Genomic DNA, 18,109 nt, shown 5'->3' with positions numbered 1-18,109 from the left:
TCTTTCCTCACGGCAGGCGGTGGCGAGCCTGGTAATAAGCCTGCCAGTGAGCTTCTTTGTGTGTGGCAACGCGCTGTTCAAAGTAACGGCGCAGACGAGCGCGATCTTCTTCGTTATCTTTGACGATGGTTCCGGCAATACAGTCCACCAGGTCGGCTGGCTCCCCCGCGCGATTCGCTAAAAACCAGGCGCGGACGCCCACAGCGTGGGCCACGTTCACCGCTTCAGCGGTGGACATAATCGCTGTCAGTGTATCCATTGACGTTTTCTTTTCGCCGTTGGCACGCAGATCGCGGAAGGTGCGTACCAGTAACTCCAGTACCGCGTCAGGCACTTTATGCGGAATACCGCTATGGGCCAGTAAACGCGCCGAAGCACTGGCGACCAGTTCCAGCTCCTGGGCGAAATCCATAATCGGAAAGACAGTTTCAAAATCGAAGCGACGCTTTAGCGCAGCACTCATTTCATTGACGCCGCGATCGCGGGTATTGGCAGTGGCAATAATATTAAAGCCTTCTCGCGCATAGAGCTGACTGGCTTCATCAGTGAGTTCCGGCACCGTCATTACCCTGTCAGAAAGCATACCTAACAGACAGTCTTGTACTTCCAGCGGTGTACGCGTTATCTCTTCAAAACGGACAATTTTGCCATCGCGCATGCCTTGATAAAGCGGAGCCGGGACAAGCGCTTCTGTTGACGGACCGTGGTTGATAAGCAGAGCGTAGTTCCAGCCGTACTTGATTTGGTCTTCGGTGGTTGATGCGCCACCCTGAATAGTTAACCCGGCATCGCCGCTAATAGCGGTTGCCAGTAATTCAGACAGGAGAGATTTTGCGGTGCCAGGTTCCCCCACCAACATCAAACCGCGCCCGGTAGCAAGAGTGACTAACATGCGTTCGACAGCGGAGGGGCTAATTACGACTTTACGGCTGATATTTTGCGCTTCGTCGCCAAGGATAAAAGCACGGGCCGCAGGCAAACTTAACTGCCAACCTGGCGGGCAAGGTGCGTTATCATTTTGTTTTAATTTTGCCAGTTCATCGGCGTATAACACAGCGGCAGGCGGACGCTGCAGATGATTATTCTGCGGTGACATATATTCATCCCTGAAATGTATTAATGAAATAAACGATATTTTACGCGCAATAACTGTTTGGCGCATTAGTTGTTTGAGCGGAAAATAGTAATAAAATATCTGGAAAGCAGATCACAGGAAATAAAAAAACCTGCTGGTGAGGCAGGTTTTTTTATTTACTACTTTCAGGCCCAACACCGCAGCCTGTGCAACATCGTGTTCCAACGAACGAATTATAACCACCGCTGGACCCCGTTGCAATTAAGATAATGAGATTTATAATCCTGACTGTTGGGACGTTGCGCCGGATCGAACCCATTTCAAGTCCTGGCTACCGGACGGGTGGTGCTGCAGGTGGTGCCCTGATCCGGAGTGCAACATCGTGGTCCAACATACGTAAACCAGTATCGACAGGCAGTGTAAGGGTAAGGTGCTGGTGTTGCGCTCCTTAATAAGGAGAGCGGATGGACACGCTGACACGAAAGTTAACCGTGCTCATTGCCGTACTGGAGCTATTAGTGGCTCTGTTACGGTTGATTGATTTGTTGAAGTAACGGGCAAATTGAAACGCAACTAAGGGGGAAACCGCTTCCCCCTTTAATAAAACTATCTTTATATTTGTTAGTTAAATATATTCTGTAGTTCACGATTAAAAATCGCCATTACAGCTTCTGGTGATTCCCCACGTAATCTTCCCTCATCAATAAATTCATCTCTTATATAAATCAACGCATCATTTATTAGCGGAACGCTATCATCTCGATCAAATTGATTAAATGTTGGATGTAACCGGAAGCGTTCCTGTCGGTAGACCGTTCCAGTAAATAATTGGGCGTACTTATGGATTGCAAGTCGGAAGGAAAAGGGTTCTTCGGGATCAATAACCTGATAGTCGTAAACAGCGACCAGTTCACTTTGCACGATCATGGATTTTCTCAGTTGTCAGATAGCGGGCAGTTCTGTTACTACCCGCAGTGTGTTAGTGAAAAATGATGTCCGGCGTACTTAAGGCTTCACTCAAATCAAATACATCGAGTTCAGCAAAAGTGACAGATTGATTGTCACGATATACTCGAAGAGAACGGAAGCTCATTAGCGCTTTGCTATCAACATTGTAGTGGTTAAAACCGGGTGAAAACTCAAGCACCAGACGATACTCACCTAAGCCATAGATAAATTCGTCTTCATCCCCTGATGCCCAGCCCTTGTAACGCATCCCCATCAGTTGCCCAACGGTAGCGGATTTACCTTCCCAGCGAGTCAGGCTGTTACTGGTTGACTCGTCAGGTGTGAGCAGCACCGTGCGCCGCGCCAACTGGCGAAAAGGCGGCATAATTTCGTAATCGGCAAAAAGTTGTGCAAATTCACAACGCATTTCTGTTGGCATTTCTAACGGGTGCGCAATGCCAATCAGGCAATCTGGAGGTAGATCAATAACATCGTCCTGGGCATTACAGAATTCCCCCTCTACGGCCACGCGAAATGCATTAAGTAAACGACGCGGTTCATTTGCCGGATAAACGCCCCATATTAATCGCTGGGTAACCAGGCGGGTAAAGGGATGATTAACAAACAGAGTATGAAAATCTGCCAGCGACCAGCGTCGGGTGGTGCGCAGGGCAGTTTCAAGACGCGGGAGCAGGTTTTTGCTCACCTGAGTGGCATCTTTTTTTAGCCCTTTTAGTCGGGCCAGTGCCTCGGGCGCTTTCAGTTGATCGTCATCGGCTCGCAACCGGGGAACACTTTTCTGGCGAACGTTTTGCTGATCGTAGACAACTGGGTTGAGGTTTTCATCGAAGCGAACGGTAAACAACCGTGGACCAAAATCAAAAATCAACGCCTGCGGGTCATCAAGGCCCAGTGTTGGGACTAATCTGTCCGCTAACTCTTCCTCGCTTAACCCGCGATTTTCCGCGACCAACTGGAGATACTCCACCGCATTTTCACGTAAAGGACGCGATTTCGCTCGTTGCGAAATATGGTGCAGTTGTATCAGCGCCATATCATTATTCATCAGGGTAAGTATGTTCAGGCCACTGACAGCACGGGCAGATTTTCCTTCCTGTGGCCAGGTGAGGATCTGCGTCGCCAGATCCCGTGCCGTGCTTTCGTCGCCAAAGAGACTTAACGCCAGAAATGCCCAGTTGTCTTTTGCGGGGGCTCCAGCCTGTTGCCAGGCGGTAAACAGATCCCAGGCAAAAGCGGCCAGCGTTTGCGGTTGACAGAACGTTTTCAATTGTTCCAGTCCGCTATAAAAACGCCCACCCTGAGTAAAGCGCAGCATTTCGCCAATAATTTCCAGAGCATCATCGGTAACAAGCTGATTATTATTGATAAGCCGTGGCCTGCGCCACATTGTCGGATGCCAGAAATCAGGGGCTTTCGGAATGCGTGGTGGGTAAATTTCCAGTGGCTTCTGTATAAGCAATTGCTCCAGGGCAGGCCACACATCAGCACGCTGCCAGCGGTTTGCCACGGTTTGCAGTAATTCTCCATGTCCCTGTGCATACAGTAAACGCAGGGCAAGTAATGCGGCTTCGCGGTTGTCGCCGGGCTTGGTGAAGACGAGAGTAATAAGTGCGGTAGCCGTATGTTCTGGCCATTGTAAAATCCACTGGTGCGCCAGATTACGCTGAGTGGTAAAACGGTGCCAGACGCGAGCAACGGGTAGCGCCAGTTCGGTAGCGCCGAAATTTAAAATTAACGGAAATGTTTCTTTTGGACGATGCGAAAAAGCCAACAACAGACCGGGTAATGCATCCAAACCGAGGATGCTGAGAAAATAGTTTTCACCCGCGAACAGATGTTTTTTCTCATTGATACGCAGCCAGAAAGTCACTGCCATCTCACGCGGAAGCAGTGCCAATAAATACAGATTCCAGACACTCTTTTCCTGATGATAAGGCGAATGATTGTCCTTTTCCCAGATGTCAATTAACGTTTCAACGTCGCCGCTGCGAAGCGCCTGTTCTGCTGATTTTGCTTCCGGAGAATGCCAGCCATTGTAGATTTCCTCGACTCTGCCCTGGTAGTAATGCCACTGAAGCACTAATGATTCGCGCGCCGCATCCAGTTTGCCGGGCAGTATATAATTCAGGAACAGCCATACATCATCCCCAAAACCCAGCTCCTGTAGTACAACCCGACTACTTTTTCGTTCCATGCGTTCCGCAAGTGATTCCGTGCTGAAATAACGGGCAGACTCTGTGGTGGCAAGCCTCTCTTGCTCGCCCGGTTGCCAGTAGACTTGTGACGTTAATTCGAGCGGAACCAAATCAAGACGTGGTTGCGGCGATTTTTTCTTACTACGCCACGGAGGTGAAACCAAAATTTCAGGCAGAGCACTGCTATCAGGGCTATCAATGGCAGATTTCGGCGGCACGGATAAAAAACTATTCAGCACGGTTTGTGCTTTTGTACTTAGCCTGGGCTTCACTTCATCTGCCAGTTGTGGCTGCGATGTAATCAATGTTTGCAACAGATTACGCCAGTATTGATCACGTGCTTTTTGCTGTGCGGGCAGTTTTTTGTCTTCAATAATCGGATAACCGGGGCGAGCAGGTGGTGCTTCCAGCGCGATAAGTTCTGCCAGTGCAGTGAGCGTTGCATGGGGGAAATTTTTACTGTATTTGGCAACACGCTGCAGGCTGGGTTTATTTTTATCAGCCACCAGTAGCAAGATGCGGATGACCAGCGGGTGGTTTATTTGTACCAGCAGGCTGCCACAGTCTTCTTTATGAGCATACATCGCCAGGCGGGGAACGGCTGCAATTCCCTGTTCGCGTAAAAGGGCCGCGCAGGCAGCGTAACCGAAGTGGTTTTCATGCGACATATAACTGGCTTCACGATCGCTAAATACGTCCAGGCTCCAGTATCGTTCGAGTTTTTTTACCGCCGTATTATCAGTAGCAACGACCTTTAACCACTCCTTTGAGTAAAAACTCGTTGATGGGCTTTCAAGGCTGGCAAGCTCATTCGCTATATCTGGTTTTTCCGGAAGCAGCAGCGCAATAAAAGGGCGGCGAACTATGGGGATCTCTGGCAGTGCGGCAATGAGTTTGTCGGCACAACGCTGCCAGCAATTTTCCTCTGCCAGTGAAAGATGTTTACGCAGACGAAAATCGAAATTGCTATAAGTCTCTGAGCGATAGCCATAGCCCGTATTCTCGTTCGGTGTCATTAAACACACTGTTGATGGATCAGCATGATAACTCTGTACAATGAACTGACGCGCTATCACCACATCCGTCGCATATTCCAGCCCATATTTTTGCACGATTTCATCAAGTAACTGCTGGCTATCATTTTTCTCGATACAGATCAGAGCCGCCATTGTAAAGGCTGGGATTGACGGTTTATTCTCACCAATCAAATTGATCGCCTGCTGGATGGCGGACTGCCACTCCAGTGAACATTTATCGTAATGCCAGGTGATATTTTGCTTCTTGCCTGCTTGTTGTAGTAATTCATCTCCTAATGTCTGAATGAGACTTTCAGTGACAGCGGGCACCGGTTCGCCCGGCCAGCGGCGATGGCTTAGCGGCGTTTTGCCTTTTTTAAATTTCAGTTCCAGTTGCGCGTCGTCCGCCAGCCACAGTAATTCCTTGTTCATGTTCTTTCCTTATTCAAACAGTGCTTCGATGTCGTTAATCAACTCGCTGGCGGTGATGGCATCGAGCACGGAGAACAGTGCTTCCTGTGCAGAATTTCTTCCCCAGCCATAACTCTCTGCTTTTCCATCCCATAACCATAATTTGCTTAAGAGTTGCTCAGAGCTGAGTTCGACTGGCGACATGCCTACAGCAAAACCTTCATCGATTTCCATGATTAACGACCAGCGGCCCAGAGGTTTGATCATCCAGCCGATCCAGCCTGCATCCTGCGGTTCGCCACGCAACCAGCCTTTATTTGCCAGCCCCATCACCCGACCGCTCGGGCATTTTCTGCCTGTCCAGCGGGTCAGTTCGCTGGCATTGCGTTCGGCTTCTGTCAGGGTGTAACTGTTACGATCAAGCTGGCGGAATGGCGGTAACAGTTCGTAGTCGGCAAAAAGCTGACCAAAAGCGGCGACATCCGTCGGTGATATTTCCAGAACGTGAGGGATACCAATCGCTATATCACCTTCTGGGAGAGTGAAGAGATCATCGTCAGCGGTGCTGTAGCTGTTATCTTCCGCCACGCGGAAACAGGCCTGCAACTGGTTGTCGGTGTTATACGCGCCCCAAATCAGGCGACGGGTTAGGTGGCGAACCAGCGGATGCTCAACCAGGAAGAGTTGAAAGTTTTCCGCTGCCCAGCGGCGGCGCAGGCACATGGCTGATTCCAGCCTTGCTACCTGTTGAGCGGCGACGGTACGGGCATCTTTTTTCAGCAGTTTAAAGCGGTTAACGGCATCGGCAGCCAGCGTTTTATCATCGCTTTTGTTCGGTTTGGGCAGGTCTTTCAGGCGGCTGCCAGACGCATCGCGCACAAACGGTTTTAGGGTTTCATCAAAGCTGACGGTGAACTGACGCGAGCCGAAATCCAGCAGCAGGGAGCCGTTATCATCCAGCCCCAAATCCGGGGCTAACCGGTCTTCAAGTTCTGCTACCGTCAGTTCGCGGCTTTCGGCAATGCTGGCAATTTTTTCTTTTGCCCGCTCCTGCAATGCTTTGAATTTCAGCTTCTGGGCGATACCGTTAAGTTGCATCAGGGCAATGTCACTGCCGATAGCGGCGAGAATATCCAGCCCGACGGTGGCGCGTTTATGCTGGGATTCGCCAGGCCAGACGCGAATAAGCGGCGTTAGTTTGCGGGCGGTGTCATCGTTACCGAGAACACCTAACGCACTGAATGCCCAACTCTCTTTCGACGGCGCGCCAGCAGTCTGCCAGGCGATAAACAGATCCCAGGCAAATTCAGCCAGTGAGTCTGGGGTACAGGCATCTTTCACCTGTAATAATCCCGGATACAGTGCTTCTTCCTGAGGGAAGCGAAGCATTTCACCGAGGTGGAGGAGGGCGTTATCTGGTAATATCTTGCTACTATTTTTTAGTACCGGGCGTGTCCATAACGAAGGTTGATAAAATAGCGGTAAAGAGGGAATTTTCGCCGGGTATTTAGCCAAAGGACTGTTGTCGTCATTTTTATTTCGAACCACCCACGGCGGCGAGACTAACACCGTTGGCAGAATTTCTGAGTTTGCGAAATCTTCATCGCGACTATTCAGCAATTGTTGGCATTGATGTACTAATTTCGCAGCTTGTGACGATAGCCATTGGCCTAATTTTTCGACCAATAAAGGATTTGCATTAAGTAGTGAAACCAGCAAAGTATGTTTACGTTGATCGTCATTTTTTATTAATGCTTCGGCTAATGCCGCTATTGTGGCAGAAGGAAAACTTTCGGCACTTTTTATCAGTCGGTCATAACAACGTTTATTATAATCTGCGGCGTCTATGAGTCCCATAACAGCCAGCGGATGATTGATACATTTCAGTACGTCACCGCAATTATCTTCTCCAGCATAGGGAAGCAGGCGAGTAAGAGCCTTGATGCCTTGTTCTCGCAGTACAGTGGCAGACCAACTTCTTCCAAATACATTAGTATCCTGATATGGCTCTAATATTTCCAGTATTTGTGGATCTGTCGCTACAAGTTTTAACATTTCCAGTTGTGGAATGTTCATCACTTGATGCAACTGGCGTGCGATATCATGGGCCACTTCGGGTATTTCAGGTATTAAAATGGCAATTAACGGCTGGCGATAGAGTGATATATGCGGCAACGCAACGAGTAATTTGGCAATGCAATTTTGCCAGATTTCCTCTTCAGTCAGCGATAAATGTTTACGCAGACGTAAACTAAAGTTGTCTCTATTCCTTCTATAGTTATTCTGGCTGTAATCTGAATTATTAATAAAGAAGGTCAAATGTTCCTTTTTATAATCAAAATCGAAATCAATTTGCCACCAGTAGATGACAGTTTCAGTTGCGTATTCAATACCGAAGGTGCTTACAATTTCATCCAACAACTCGGATGAGGTTTCATCATTCCAGCTTTGACAAAAACAAATTTCCAGTAAGGTAAGTACAGCCATAGTACGTGCAGACATCTCAGGCTTTCGTGCATTAATTAAGCTGATTGCCTGACTGATGGCATTACTCCATTCATCGGAGCATGAGCTGTAATCGAAAGTCAGATTCTTATAATAGTTGTAGGTTCGATTTGCCAGCCGAGAAATTAAATTTTGTTTCTCAGGTTGGGTTGGTTTTTTTACCGGATCTCCCGGCCAAAGGCGGTGGCTGAGAGCATAGCGAGCAATATTTGGGGGAAGAATAATGGGATCGTTGTCTGCTAACCAGGGAAAATTGTTCGCCGCTACCTGATGATCATTTATGGTGTCTTCCTGTTTTTTCGCTGCGACAGATTCTTTTTTCACTGACACCGCTGTTAATTTAGCATTTGTCTCCGCTTGTTCCACATATCCCTTTTTTGTTTTCTCCGCAATCAGTTTCAGCTCTGCCTTTTCCGCCGCCGCAGCGTCCGCAAAGTTTTTGACCTGGCTTTGCCCGTTGGTGCCGACCTTACCCCAACTGATATGCAACTCGTTGCCTTGCTGCTCAACCGCCCAGAATTTATGTGATTTTTCGTCCTGATAAATATAGGTTTTCATTGCAAAGTCCTTTTAATCAAACAGTGATTCAATATCGTTAATCAGTTCGCTGGCGGTGATGGCATCAAGCGCGGAGAACGTGAGCGAGGGCTGTGTACTGTAGCGTTCCCCTGGTGAAGTCATTTTTACGCTTTCAACAGGTAGCAGGTCGCCATATCCCGTTTCGCCGTAAATCAATGAAAAAGGTTCTGTTTCAAGTTCGAGATCGCCATAAGGAGTAGATTTGCGCATCGCATAAACACTGCCGCTTTCTTCCAGACGTTGCCAGCCTCGGCGCTCCAGTCCGACAATGCGACCGGCCTGGCAAAGACGTCCTTGCCAGCGCGTCAGTTCGTGGGCGCTACGTTCATTATCAGCAAGACGATAACTACCACGATCGAGCTGTTGGAAGGGGGGAAGTAGTTCGTAATCAGCGTAAATTTGCCTGAATGCAGCGGCGGATTCAGCGGGAATTTCCAGCACATGCGGAATACCGATGTTTCCTGCTGGCAGCGTGAATAGCTCATCTTGTGCATCGCTGTAGGTGCTGTCTTCTGCCACGCGGAAACAGGCTATAAGGGTGTTTTCATCGTTATATACTCCCCATAATAGCCGTCGGGTTAAGTGACACATCAGCGGATGTTCCACCAGAAAGAGACGGAACTGCTCTGCCGTCCAGCGTCTGCACTGGCACATGGCTTGTTCCAGACGGGTAATTTGCTGGCTGGCGATAGCACGAACATCTTTTTTCAACTGTTTGAAGAGGATAACTGCGTCAGTTGACAGTGTTTTATCATCACTCTGGTTGGGTTTAGGTAAATCTTTCAGAACTTTGTCGTTTTCGTCGCGCACGACGGGTTTTAAGGTTTCATCAAAACCAACGGTGAATTGGCGTGAGCCGAAATCCAGTGTCAGCGAGCCGTTGATATCAAGCCCTAAATCCGGTGCCAGGCGGTCTTCCAGTTCGGCCATTGTCAGTCCGCGATTTTCAGCGACCATGTTGATTTTGTCGCTGGCATGTTCTTGTAATGCAACGAATTTAATCTTTTGCGCAATACCATTAAGCAACATCAGCGCAATATCGCTACCGATATTGGCTAGCACATCCAAACCATAAACAGCTCTTTTATGCTGGGATTCACCCGGCTAGGCGCGGATGAGCGGGGTTAGTTTACGCGCGGTGTCGTCATTGCCTAAAATCCCCAGCGAGGTAAATGCCCAATTTTCTTTTGCGGGTGCGCCAGCTTCCGTCCATGCGGTATACAGATCCCAGCCAAAGTCAGCCAGTGATTCGCGGGTGAAGGTTTCTTTGATGATCGCCAGCCCAGCGTAGGGGGTAATGTCGCGAGGAAAGCTCAACATTGTGCCGAGGTGGCGCATAGCGTCATCTGGCAGAGGCAGGTTGTTACTTTTAAGCCGTGGTCTGCGCCATAAGCTGAACTGATAAAAGCCGGGCAGTGGGGCGATTTTAGCGGGATATTCTTCCAGCGGGTCGCTATCAAATAATGTTGCCAGCGCAGCTAAAACATCAGGTTGATTATACCATTGGGCGATTTCCTCAATCGTTTCTCGCTGGTTTAATTTCACCAGCAGGCGGAGTGCCTGGCGGGCACAATCACGATCTTTTCCTTGTTTGCCCAGTGCCACAGGAAGTAGCCCGGCGGCGGCATGGCGTGGGAAGTTAACCAGCCATTTTCGGGCATCTTCAGCAGACATTTTTTTCTGTAATCGCTGCGCCATCGGTAATGCTAATTCGCTGACGCCCAGGAAAAGGGTGAATATCCACAACTGTTGTGGCTTACGTTGCAGACATTTCATAAACGCAGGAATGGCCGCGTCACCAAAAATCGCCAGAATTTCTCTCTCGCCGGAGAATTGCTCTTCATTAATTATTTGATTGAGAAAATAAATAGCATGCTGAGTGGGTAGGAAGCAGAGCGCGTACAACTGCCAGTGTCTGCTTCCTTTGTTATGGTATTGCGCAAACTCTGCTTTCAGCGCGGGGAAATCGAAACGTAACAGGGCATCAACTGCGCTTTGTGGCATTATTTTTTTTTCGTATTGTTCTTCTCCGGTTCTGCGCCATTCCTTAAACCCCAGTCGCCAAAGGATTTGCTGTTCTGGCGTTAAAGGGATGAAAGACGTTTCCCAGCTTTCCTTTTCAATTAGTGGCAGATCGGTAAATAATGTTTGCTGTGATGCCTGAAATTTCGCGATTTCACTGAATCTGGATATGTCAGTATGACTGATTAACTCTGTAATTCCTGGTGTGATATCAGTGACGGCAGGAACTGGAAGCACCGGTAAATCAAATACGGGTATTGCATTCTTTTTCTTATTTATTACCCACGGTGGAGCGGTAAACAGCTCCGGCAACATATCCGCAGTGGCATATTCACATTCATCAGTCACAGGTTGCGGACGACATTCAGATAATATGCCTGCCGCTTTAGCATTAACCCAGGGAATAACGTCACATACCAACTCTGGCGTGGCGGTAATCAGTTTGACAAGTGCGTTACGCCACTGTGCATCTTCATGTATTGCCAGTAAAGTTGCATAAGCGGCAATAGCCGCAGCGGGATGTTTTTGGCAGGCTTTGCTTAAGTATTCCAGGTGCTTTTTCTTGCCAATTACACCAAGGATCAGAATTTGAATCGCATCCGGGTGATTCGTTCTCCATAACCATTTGACAAGATTTTCAGCGTTGGCATGTATGTGAGTGAAAAGGTCTGTGTATTTTACGGGATACTCGACAGGTAGCTTGAGAAGAATTCGGCTTACACCGTGCACTCCATTATTTGCCAGTAACGTAGCCAGATAATTGCGGAAATCATTATACAGTGGAGGGAAAACATATTTTTCCAGCGTAGCCAGGGCAACGTCATCGCTTGCTATCATACTTAACCAGGTCATCGCCGGAACGTTTTGATCTGCATAATGTAGCGCCATGGCATTGGCAATATCCGGGCGTTCAGGGATCAGTAACGCCGCAAAAGGTTGCCGTGCTGGGGAGAGAGAGGGAATGGCGGTAAGTACTTTATCTACACAGCGTTGCCACTCATCTTCTGAAGCGAGTGAAAGATAATGGCATAGACGCTGATGCCAACTCGGTAGCGATTCTGCTTCGAGATCAGGAGGAATTATGGTCGTGACGTCAGTTTTTACTGGTTTATATTTTAGTTGAAGAGCACAAAGAGCGATTTCAACGGTAGTTTCCAGTCCACAGCGAATGACTAAGTCATCGACCAGTTCATCTGCAGAGTAAGAGTTCCAGAAACTCCAGAGCAATGCAGCATCAGATTGCACACTCCCTGTTTGTTGATTATCCAGAATTCGCCTTTGTAACTCGGCAAACGCTAGCTGCCAGTTTTCAGGATAAGAGCGGTAATTGTTGTCGGGGTCATATGCCCTGGTGTTATCTGCGATGCGCTTCCATATTTCACCATCTTTATACAGGTAACCGATTTCTCTCGGCCTGCGGCGATGAGGAAAAGCAAATCGATTAATATCGTCAGTTACCGGAATCGTCGCATCATCAGCAAGCCAGGGGCATTTATTCTTATTTACAGGAGGAGTTTCAACTTCACGAGTGACTCTGGCTTTGGTGGCTGGCGGGAGATTCACATTTGCCGAAGCGTCTTCCACATAGCCTTTTTTCGTTTTCTCCGCAATCAGCTTCAGCTCCGCTTTTTCCGCTGCTGCAGCGTCCGCAAAGTTTTTTACCTGGCTTTGTCCGTTGGTGCCAACTTTGCCCCAACTGATATGCAGCTCGTTGCCATGCGGCTCCACCATCCAGAATTTATGTGATTTTTCGTCCTGATAGATAAACTGTCTCATTCTGCATCCCTGTATTTTTATCCAGTCGAATACAGATGCTAACAGTATTTATGCAGGTTAGAGAGAGACGAAATCGCAAGAAAACAACTTTAGGAATTTATAAAGAAAAGGCGCTGTCGATGCAGCGCCTTGAAGGGGAATTATTTCACCTGATGACCCGGTTTAGCACCGGCATCCGGGCTTAACAGGAAGATATCTTTCCCGCCAGGACCGGCAGCCATCACCATGCCTTCGGAGATACCGAAGCGCATCTTACGCGGCGCCAGGTTAGCCACCATAATGGTGTGACGACCAATCAACGCTTGTGGGTCTGGATAAGCAGAACGAATGCCGGAGAAGACATTGCGTTTTTCACCGCCGAGATCCAGCGTCAGGCGCAGCAGCTTGTCAGAACCTTCAACAAACTCTGCGTTTTCGATCAGCGCCACGCGCAGGTCAACTTTGGCGAAGTCATCAAAGGTGATGGTTTCCTGAATCGGATCGTCTGCCAGCGGGCCAGTAACTGGCGCGGCGGTGGCTTTCACTTCTTCTTTGGATGCTTCCACCAGTGCTTCAACCTGCTTCATGTCGATGCGGTTATACAGTGCTTTGAACGGATTCACTTTATGCGCCAGCAGCGGTTGCTGGATACTATCCCAGGTCAGTTCCGTATTCAGGAATGCTTCTGCACGCTCGGTCAGTTTTGGCAGAACCGGCTTCAGATACGTCATCAGCACACGGAACAGGTTAATACCCATAGAGCAAATCGCTTGCAGATCGGCATCGCGACCTTCCTGCTTCGCCACCACCCACGGAGCCTGTTCATCGACATAGCGGTTAGCCAGGTCAGCCAGCGCCATGATTTCGCGCACTGCTTTACCAAATTCGCGGCTTTCCCACGCTTCGCCAATCACTTCAGCGGCATCGGTAAAGGTTTTGTACAGCTCAGGGTCAGCCAGCTCGCTTGCCAGCACACCGTCAAAACGCTTGTTAATGAAGCCCGCGTTACGGGAGGCCAGGTTAACCACTTTGTTAACGATATCGGCATTCACGCGCTGAACGAAATCCTCCAGGTTGAGATCGATATCATCAATGCGCGAAGAGAGTTTCGCAGTGTAGTAGTAACGCAGGCTGTCAGCGTCAAAATGATTCAGCCAGGTGCTGGCTTTAATAAAGGTGCCGCGAGACTTGGACATCTTCGCGCCGTTCACCGTCACATAGCCGTGAACAAACAGGTTGGTCGGCTTGCGGAAGTTGCTGCCTTCCAGCATGGCAGGCCAGAACAGGCTGTGGAAGTAAACGATATCTTTACCGATGAAGTGGTACAGCTCGGCGGTGGAATCTTTCTTCCAGTATTCATCGAAGCTGGTGGTATCGCCGCGCTTGTCGCACAGATTCTTGAAGGAACCCATGTAGCCAATCGGCGCATCCAGCCAGACATAGAAGTATTTACCCGGCGCGTTCGGAATTTCAAAACCGAAGTAAGGTGCGTCGCGGGAGATATCCCACTGTTGCAGGCCAGATTCAAACCACTCCTGCATTTTGTTGGCCACCTGCTCCTGCAACGCACCGCTGCGGGTCCATGCCTGCAACATTTCGCTGAAAGAGGGCAGATCAAAGAAGAAGTGTTCAGAATCACGCATTACCGGCGTAGCGCCAGAAACCACCGATTTCGGCTCGATCAGTTCAGTCGGGCTGTAGGTCGCGCCGCAGACTTCGCAGTTATCGCCGTATTGATCTGGCGCTTTACATTTCGGGCAGGTGCCTTTCACAAAACGATCCGGCAGGAACATGCCTTTTTCCGGGTCGTACAACTGAGAGATGGTGCGGTTTTTAATAAAACCGTTCTCTTTCAGGCGAGTGTAAATAAGCTCCGACAACTGGCGGTTCTCTTCGCTGTGCGTTGAGTGATAGTTGTCATAGCTGATATTAAAGCCTGCGAAATCAGTCTGATGCTCCTGACTCATTTCGCCAATCATCTGCTCCGGGGAGATACCGAGTTGCTGAGCTTTCAGCATGATCGGCGTACCGTGCGCATCGTCGGCACAGATGAAGTTGACTTCGTGGCCGCGCATTCGCTGGTAACGGACCCAGACATCAGCCTGGATGTGCTCCAGCATATGGCCGAGGTGGATTGAGCCGTTAGCGTACGGCAGTGCGCACGTCACCAGAATTTTCTTCGCGACTTGAGTCATAGTAGGCATTACTTCTTAGTAGTGAAAAGGGGTTAGATAGTACCAAATGGGAAAATGTTAAGTAAGTACTTATCTATTTTCTTCAGGTAAACTATTTAGCTGATGGTTTATCTATATAAATAAGGAGTCGGGATGAACGAACAATCCCAGGCCAAATCACCAGAAGCCTTGCGCGCAATGGTCGCCGGGACACTGGCTAATTTTCAGCACCCAACCCTGAAGCATAACCTCACCACGCTGAAAGCATTGCATCATGTCGCCTGGATGGACGACACGCTGCATGTGGAACTGGTTATGCCGTTCGTCTGGCATAGCGCGTTCGAAGAGTTAAAAGAGCAATGTAGCGCCGAATTGCTGCGTATCACCGGGGCAAAAGCTATCGACTGGAAACTGTCGCATAGCATTGCCACGCTGAAACGCGTTAAAAATCAGCCGGGAATTAACGGCGTGAAGAACATTATCGCGGTCAGTTCCGGCAAAGGCGGCGTGGGTAAATCCTCCACGGCGGTAAACCTGGCGCTGGCGCTGGCGGCGGAAGGAGCGAAAGTCGGCATTCTGGATGCCGACATTTATGGCCCGTCGATCCCAACCATGCTGGGGGCAGAAAATCAGCGTCCGACCTCGCCGGACGGCACTCACATGGCGCCGATTATGTCTCATGGTCTGGCAACCAACTCGATTGGTTATCTGGTCACTGACGACAATGCGATGGTGTGGCGCGGCCCGATGGCCAGCAAGGCGCTGATGCAAATGTTGCAAGAAACCTTATGGCCCGATCTGGACTATCTGGTGCTTGATATGCCGCCAGGCACCGGTGATATTCAATTGACACTGGCGCAGAATATTCCAGTGACCGGTGCTGTAGTGGTCACTACGCCGCAAGACATCGCATTGATTGATGCGAAAAAAGGCATTGTGATGTTCGAGAAAGTCGAAGTGCCGGTACTGGGCATTGTCGAGAACATGAGCGTGCATATCTGCAGTAATTGTGGTCATCACGAGCCGATTTTTGGCACCGGTGGTGCAGAGAAACTGGCTGAGAAATATCACACGCAGTTGCTGGGTCAGATGCCGTTGCACATTAGCCTGCGTGAAGACCTCGACAAAGGCACACCGACCGTTATCAGCCGTCCGGAGAGCGAATTTACCGCTATCTATCGTCAACTGGCTGACCGCGTTGCTGCCCAGCTCTACTGGCAGGGAGAAGTTATTCCTGGCGAGATCTCCTTCCGCGCAGTCTAACGCGTATTAACCTTTCTGGGTACACTTCATACACCGCAGCAATGTTACATTGATGCGGTGTATTTATTTTTGCAGCTATAATGAACAGCTTTTTTAATGCTGCGAATATTCTGCGGATCTTCGTCCGAAACTGAACAAAGTAGATTGATCGTGCAGGCAATGCCCATTTACCATCCTTCGTGGCTGTGTAGTGGATGTACAGCTATAGTTTGTTATGCACTCAATCTATCCAGGCATAACCTTTACTACAGGGATAACGTTCAATGAATAAGTATTGGCTGTCAGGAATTATTTTTCTCGCCTATGGATTGGCGTCTCCCGCGTTTTCATCAGATACCGCCACATTAACTATCAATGGCAGGATCAGCCCCCCGACATGCAGTATGGATATTGTTAATAGCCAGCCCCGACAGCATTGCGGTCAGGTATTGCAAAGCGTTGATTCCCGGTATCGGATTTCTTCACCGGTAAAAGGCGTCACGACAGAGCTGGTTGCTGCGGGTAATGGGAACAAACGGCAAATCGTTTTAAATCGCTACGATTAAATCTGGCAATATCGGGGTTAAAGAGTTTAGAAAGCTGAAATCATTCATGTGAATGATTTCAGCTTTTTTATTGATATTAAAAATGACAGCTACAGTAATTCGTATTAATTAATAGATTTGATAAATATTTAATATCATTAGCTATTTGTTGTGTTTATATTGCAATAGTTAATTTGCTTTAAATCAATAAAACAATATGTTTACATTGCGGTAACTTTTTAGGCGTGAGAAATTTGTTACCAGGAGATACAGACTCTTAACAACCAAAAATAAATTCTATTAAGGAACATGTTATGAAACGTTCAATTATTGCTGCCGCTGTCTTTTCTTCTTTTTTCATGAGTGCTGAGGTATTTGCTGCTGATGTTGATACCGGGACTTTAACCATTAAAGGGAATATTGCAGAGTCCCCATGTAAATTCGAAGCAGGTGGTGATTCAGTAAGTATTAATATGCCGACTGTACCAACTACTGTCTTTGATGGTAAATCTAAATATTCTACCTATGATGATGCGGTCGGTGTAACCAGTAGCATGTTAAAAATTAGCTGTCCGAAAGAGGTTGCTGGTGTAAAACTTTCGTTGATTACCAACGATAAAATAACCGGCAACGATAAAGCTATAGCCAGTAGTAACGATACCGTGGGCTACTATCTCTATTTAGGTGATAACAGCGATGTCCTGGATGTTTCTGCACCTTTTAATATTGAAAATTATAAAACAGCGGATGGTCAATATGCGATCCCGTTTAAAGCGAAATATCTGAAACTGACAGAAAACTCAGTGCAATCAGGTGATGTAGTATCTTCTTTAGTTATGCGTGTAGCCCAGGATTAATAATTAAATAAATTTGCAAGTTTCTCCAGGTAATAGACATGGCCGCTATCCCCATGGCGGCCTTTTAATTTAAAGAGGAATTAAGATGAAAGGATTATTACCCTTGCTCATCTCTTCGATGGTTTTTCCTGCACATGCCGGAGTTGTTATCTACGGGACACGTATTATTTACCCGGCAGAAAAAAAAGAAGTGATGGTACAGTTGATGAATCAGGGTGATCGCTCTTCGCTGCTTCAGGCGTGGATTGATGATGGTGATACTTCACTCCCACCAGAAAAAATCCAGGTTCCTTTTATGTTAACGCCACCAGTGGCAAAAATAGGGGCAAATTCCGGGCAGCAAGTAAAAATTAAAATCATGCCGAATAAACTGCCCACTAATAAAGAGAGTATTTTTTATCTGAATATTCTGGATATTCCACCAAATAGTCCAGAACAAGAAGGCAAGAATGCACTGAAGTTTGCGATGCAAAACAGAATTAAATTGTTTTATCGACCGGCGGGTATCCCACCGGTAAACAAAGCAATATTTAAAAAATTGCTGGTGAATCGCAGTGGTAATCATTTGGTGATAAAAAATGACTCAGCGAATTGGGTAACGATTTCTGATGTAAAAGCCAATAATGTCAAAGTTAATTATGAAACTATCATGATTGCACCATTAGAAAGTCAGAGTGTTAACGTAAAAAATAATAATGCAAATAGCTGGCATCTGACCATTATTGATGATCATGGCAACTATATTAGTGACAAAATTTAATTGC

At 48.0% G+C, this 18,109-nt stretch carries 8 protein-coding genes and 3 pseudogenes; 4 read left to right on the top strand and 7 right to left on the bottom strand.

What is annotated here, in order from left to right; genetic code table 11:
• Positions 1-7: 7 nt before the first annotated feature.
• The 7 genes and pseudogenes from A31E_RS11900 to metG form a co-directional block, all read right to left on the bottom strand.
• Positions 8-1,096, bottom strand: a complete 1,089-nt coding sequence (locus A31E_RS11900; RefSeq protein WP_016248955.1) for an ATP-binding protein — start codon at positions 1,094-1,096, stop codon at positions 8-10.
• A 600-nt stretch (positions 1,097-1,696) separates the two neighbouring features.
• Positions 1,697-2,002, bottom strand: a complete 306-nt coding sequence (locus A31E_RS11905; protein ID WP_001516688.1) for a hypothetical protein — start codon at positions 2,000-2,002, stop codon at positions 1,697-1,699.
• A gap of 52 nt (positions 2,003-2,054) precedes the next feature.
• Complete coding sequence (gene yehI / locus A31E_RS11910; RefSeq protein ID WP_016248954.1) at positions 2,055-5,687, bottom strand: DUF4132 domain-containing protein YehI; 3,633 nt, start codon at positions 5,685-5,687, stop codon at positions 2,055-2,057.
• Between the two features lie 9 nt (positions 5,688-5,696).
• Positions 5,697-7,184, bottom strand: a pseudogene (locus tag A31E_RS26785) (DUF4132 domain-containing protein); the annotation flags it as partial.
• 1,337 nt (positions 7,185-8,521) lie between these two features.
• Positions 8,522-8,729 (bottom strand): annotated as a pseudogene (locus A31E_RS26780) (WGR domain-containing protein); the annotation flags it as partial.
• A gap of 12 nt (positions 8,730-8,741) precedes the next feature.
• Positions 8,742-12,548, bottom strand: a pseudogene (locus tag A31E_RS0122765) (WGR and DUF4132 domain-containing protein).
• Between the two features lie 140 nt (positions 12,549-12,688).
• Positions 12,689-14,722 carry a methionine--tRNA ligase gene (gene metG / locus A31E_RS11920; protein WP_016248950.1) on the bottom strand — a complete coding sequence of 678 codons (2,034 nt, stop codon included), beginning with the start codon at positions 14,720-14,722 and terminating at the stop codon, positions 12,689-12,691.
• A gap of 132 nt (positions 14,723-14,854) precedes the next feature.
• Here metG and apbC point away from each other — a divergent pair, with 132 nt between their 5' ends.
• The 4 genes from apbC to A31E_RS11935 all read left to right on the top strand — a co-directional run bounded on the left by apbC (position 14,855) and on the right by A31E_RS11935 (position 18,105).
• Positions 14,855-15,964 carry an iron-sulfur cluster carrier protein ApbC gene (apbC, locus tag A31E_RS11925; RefSeq protein WP_001005460.1) on the top strand — a complete coding sequence of 370 codons (1,110 nt, stop codon included), beginning with the start codon at positions 14,855-14,857 and terminating at the stop codon, positions 15,962-15,964.
• Positions 15,965-16,227: 263 nt separating this feature from the next.
• Positions 16,228-16,509, top strand: coding sequence for a DUF2574 family protein (locus tag A31E_RS0122760; protein WP_032240673.1), 282 nt, complete (start codon positions 16,228-16,230; stop codon positions 16,507-16,509).
• A 293-nt stretch (positions 16,510-16,802) separates the two neighbouring features.
• The gene (locus A31E_RS11930) at positions 16,803-17,345 is read left to right on the top strand and encodes a fimbrial protein (RefSeq protein WP_016248949.1); all 543 of its coding nucleotides are present in this window, start codon (positions 16,803-16,805) and stop codon (positions 17,343-17,345) included.
• Positions 17,346-17,430: 85 nt separating this feature from the next.
• Entirely contained in the window at positions 17,431-18,105 is a 675-nt protein-coding gene (locus A31E_RS11935) for a fimbria/pilus periplasmic chaperone (protein ID WP_000677379.1), read from the top strand.
• Positions 18,106-18,109: the final 4 nt, after the last annotated feature.

The organism is Escherichia sp. KTE159 (assembly GCF_000408805.1).
Taxonomy (GTDB): domain Bacteria; phylum Pseudomonadota; class Gammaproteobacteria; order Enterobacterales; family Enterobacteriaceae; genus Escherichia; species Escherichia marmotae.
This window is presented reverse-complemented; position numbering and strand designations above follow the sequence as displayed.

Coding starts and splice junctions, on each gene's coding strand:
- A31E_RS11900 (WP_016248955.1), bottom strand. CDS start 1,096: ATGTCACCGCAGAATAATCATCTGCAGCGTCCGCCTGCCGCTGTGTTA.
- A31E_RS11905 (WP_001516688.1), bottom strand. CDS start 2,002: ATGATCGTGCAAAGTGAACTGGTCGCTGTTTACGACTATCAGGTTATT.
- yehI (WP_016248954.1), bottom strand. CDS start 5,687: ATGAACAAGGAATTACTGTGGCTGGCGGACGACGCGCAACTGGAACTG.
- metG (WP_016248950.1), bottom strand. CDS start 14,722: ATGACTCAAGTCGCGAAGAAAATTCTGGTGACGTGCGCACTGCCGTAC.
- apbC (WP_001005460.1), top strand. CDS start 14,855: ATGAACGAACAATCCCAGGCCAAATCACCAGAAGCCTTGCGCGCAATG.
- A31E_RS0122760 (WP_032240673.1), top strand. CDS start 16,228: ATGAATAAGTATTGGCTGTCAGGAATTATTTTTCTCGCCTATGGATTG.
- A31E_RS11930 (WP_016248949.1), top strand. CDS start 16,803: ATGAAACGTTCAATTATTGCTGCCGCTGTCTTTTCTTCTTTTTTCATG.
- A31E_RS11935 (WP_000677379.1), top strand. CDS start 17,431: ATGAAAGGATTATTACCCTTGCTCATCTCTTCGATGGTTTTTCCTGCA.